Raw genomic sequence first — 3,118 nt, forward strand, 5'->3', positions numbered from 1 at the left:
CCGGCGCAACAGACACCGAATTCTTCGAGCGCGCCGACCTGATGGATACGAAGCTCGGCCAGGTGAAAAAGGATGATCCTGCCTTCGTGGCGAAGATCGGCTACGAGGCCATGATGGACGGCGAAGGCGATGTTGTTGCGGGCTGGAAGAACAAGTTGATGTCGGCCGCTGCCAATATCACGCCGGCCAGCATGCTTGCCAAGCAGAATCGCAAGATAGCGGAGCCGGGGTCGGCAAAGGATTGACAGCGGGGAACTCTGAGGCAGAAGCCCGATAGCAAAAACTCCTTTTGACTCACCGGCGCGCACTACAACTCATTGACCTGCCGCCATCATCCTATTTGCCTCCAACTGAGCCTGGGCGTCGAGTCCGACTCGCCTACTCCCTTAGCTAAAGCTACATGGAGGACGCATGGCTACTTCATCTCCAAATCGATGGCATTGTGGTTTTTCGTAGGCTGCTTGGTTCTCGCGGCCGCCCAACGTGCACTGACCCTCTTCGGCCATTACTATAGCACATTGGCCTGTTTGCTATTGCGACGCTCCGCCCACCACGTTTGCAACACGTCAACGCCTGCTCCGGCCACCTTGCCTTGACAATATACTCCCCATGCAGTGCATTGATCCCAAAGTTAGATCGCGGAGACTTAAAGATGGCCGTGTTAAAAAGGTTTCGCCTCGCTAATATCGGCTCCGCCGAAGTCGGAGAACTGGTGAAAGTTATCCACCAGAGCGGCACGGACTTACTAATCGTCAATAGAAATGACGGCGGGGATTCCTATGGTGTGGTCCTGCATTCGACCTCGGAAACAGAAACGCTTCCATATGTTGACTATTACGAGCCGGGCCTACCTTCTCTGAACTACGGTAAAGACTGGATTCTCGACGTGGACGACGACCACGGAGTATCGTCGTTACGATCCTTGCGGGGTGGCATTCTGGTCTCACGCGACGGTGATTTCCTAATGGTGGGCGGCAAGGCGAAGGATTCCGCGTACTTCGATCTCAACAGTCATTCGTTTACTCAATCAGTACCCGGCGGGTACTGCATGCCGCGCTGGCGCCTATGGCTAAGTCGGGCGCACATGGATTCAGCGCATGGACTCCCTCTCATTGATTTCGAGGCAAAGCCCGCCCAACCCCGATAGGTGCCCGTCCGCCCGTCAACGCTGTGCCGCCGCCTTCCTCTCCGCGTGCTCCAGGGCGGTGAGCAAGGCCACGAATTTCTGAGACGTGTCGTCGGGGATTGCGAATATGGGGTTCGACGTCATCCGAAGAACGGCGGCTCTGATAATCTTATAGTCCACTGGGGGCCAGTGGTGCGATTCTGCGCATGGGGTCATTGGCGGGACCGCCTTCCTGTTCCGCCACAACAGCCGGTATAGGAAATTGTTCCGCTCGCGGGCTAGTACTTATGGCTAGCCTCCGAACATCGGCGGGATGTCAGATTTTGCAATTGACGGCGCGCCTTCATATACATGATCCTCCCTGCGCGGGGGTTCGCGTATGGGTTCAAGGGTTGTAATCGCCTGCATTGACGAACATGGAAACCCGGCCGACGTGATCGCCGTGACGGACGAACGCGGCGCGCGCTACTTTTACATCGATGGGAAGGGCGAAGCTTGGTTGCTCACAAAACAGCCGGACGGGAGCTTTTGCGACGTCATGGGTTCCTCACTTCTACGCCCGTTATCGCAAGCCAATTAACGCCGATATCAAGGCGGTCCCTATCCCTCCGCCCGGAAATAACCCGCTATCAGCTAGGCGTTTTTCTTGCCGCAATCCTGGCAAATGAGGGCCTTCGTGATTTCTGTGAGGGACTCGTATGCTCTCTATCCTTGTCGAGACGCGCACGGTCCACCGGCTGGTCGCGGCAGGCTCGAATGCAGAGGTGGAGGCGCTACTGCATGCGCTTAGTCGGAAGCTGTGATCGGTCGAGCCACAGGCAATCACCGTATATCTCAGTTGCGCGCCAATGCACCGGCGAACTCCCGCTCGATGTGTGCCCGACATAAACGTACGCTAAAAGACGAAGCGTATGTCGAAGTCCAGTTCGTGATAGATTTCAGTCATTGTCCGCGCATCTGTATCTCGAAAATTGCGAGAAGATCGCAACGAGAGAACCGCTCGCGAATATTGCATGTGAGGTGTTCGAATGCGTTCCGTCGAAATCATAAGGCGCGATGAGAAGTGGGTTGTACAAATCAACGATGATAAGCAATTCGATGAGTGCGAGTTTGCCCTCGAGTCGAATGCAATCGCTTGGGCTGCGGGACATCGGAAGCGATTAGGTTTACCAACCGAGCAGGCTAAGCAGACCGACGAGCACTCTATGCGCTGCTGAGGGCGCTGAAGCGGAAGCAGGATTAGGATTGCACCTCGGCATGGACAAATCGAACGCAATAACGAGATCATCAACGCCGGGGTTGTCATTGGCGTTAGTGCGAGCTCAACTGGCGCGAATACGATCTCCCTCGGCAATCAGTCTGCTAGCCATGCAGACGACAGTATGCGATCGGGTTGGACATTATAAAAGAATCCAAGATTGATCTAATTCATCAAACTAATGAATCTGCCCCATAGAAGGCTGGCATCACCTGAGCCCGGCCGGTTTCAATCCCTCTATCTCTGCGAACGACGGTCGTTCGACCATCGCGGTCACGATGACGCGCTTCCTCCGGTCATAGCCGCCGGCGAGGGTGAAGATCACCGCATGGTCTATGGCCCGTTCAGCGGTATCCGGACCAAAGAGATCGTAATAAAGGCCTCTGGCTTGATACACAGTTTCGCCAGAGCTTTCTCCGGCAGGATTTTGCCGAGCGAGGCATAGGCGATATGGCAGGTCTCTACCGCGAGGCGCTCGATCGATATTCCGGCCTGCCGGGGGCGCTGAGCAATCTTGGCGAGACCGCCAATCTTTACGAAGCGGTCGAAACCCTCCTCGATCGTGCAATCGATGCCGTCACCGATCCCGACGAAGAACGTGGCTGCATGATTTCGAGTGGCATGATCCAGTGCGGCGAGGACCATGCCGCCCTGGCCCGGGAATTGGCGGAGCGCCGAAGTATGATGCGCGACACCATCGCCCTGAAGCTCGAGCCCTGGCTGGATCGGAATCA

The 3,118-nt window shown here is 56.1% G+C and carries 2 protein-coding genes and 2 pseudogenes; 3 read left to right on the forward strand and 1 reads right to left on the reverse strand.

Going from position 1 to position 3,118, the window contains the following annotated elements:
- Window positions 1-245: pseudogene (locus ACE04I_RS17745) on the forward strand (SDR family NAD(P)-dependent oxidoreductase); the annotation flags it as partial.
- Between the two features lie 407 nt (window positions 246-652).
- Window positions 653-1,147, forward strand: a complete 495-nt coding sequence (locus ACE04I_RS17750; protein WP_487207413.1) for a hypothetical protein — start codon at window positions 653-655, stop codon at window positions 1,145-1,147.
- A 1,445-nt stretch (window positions 1,148-2,592) separates the two neighbouring features.
- On the opposite strand, the gene ACE04I_RS17755 is transcribed toward ACE04I_RS17750, so the two are convergent.
- Window positions 2,593-2,781, reverse strand: coding sequence for a hypothetical protein (locus ACE04I_RS17755; RefSeq protein ID WP_046797311.1), 189 nt, complete (start codon window positions 2,779-2,781; stop codon window positions 2,593-2,595).
- A 53-nt stretch (window positions 2,782-2,834) separates the two neighbouring features.
- On the opposite strand from ACE04I_RS17755, the pseudogene ACE04I_RS17760 reads away from it, so the two are divergent.
- Window positions 2,835-3,118, forward strand: a pseudogene (locus ACE04I_RS17760) (TetR/AcrR family transcriptional regulator); the annotation flags it as partial.

Source organism: Rhizobium moroccans (genome assembly GCF_057559155.1).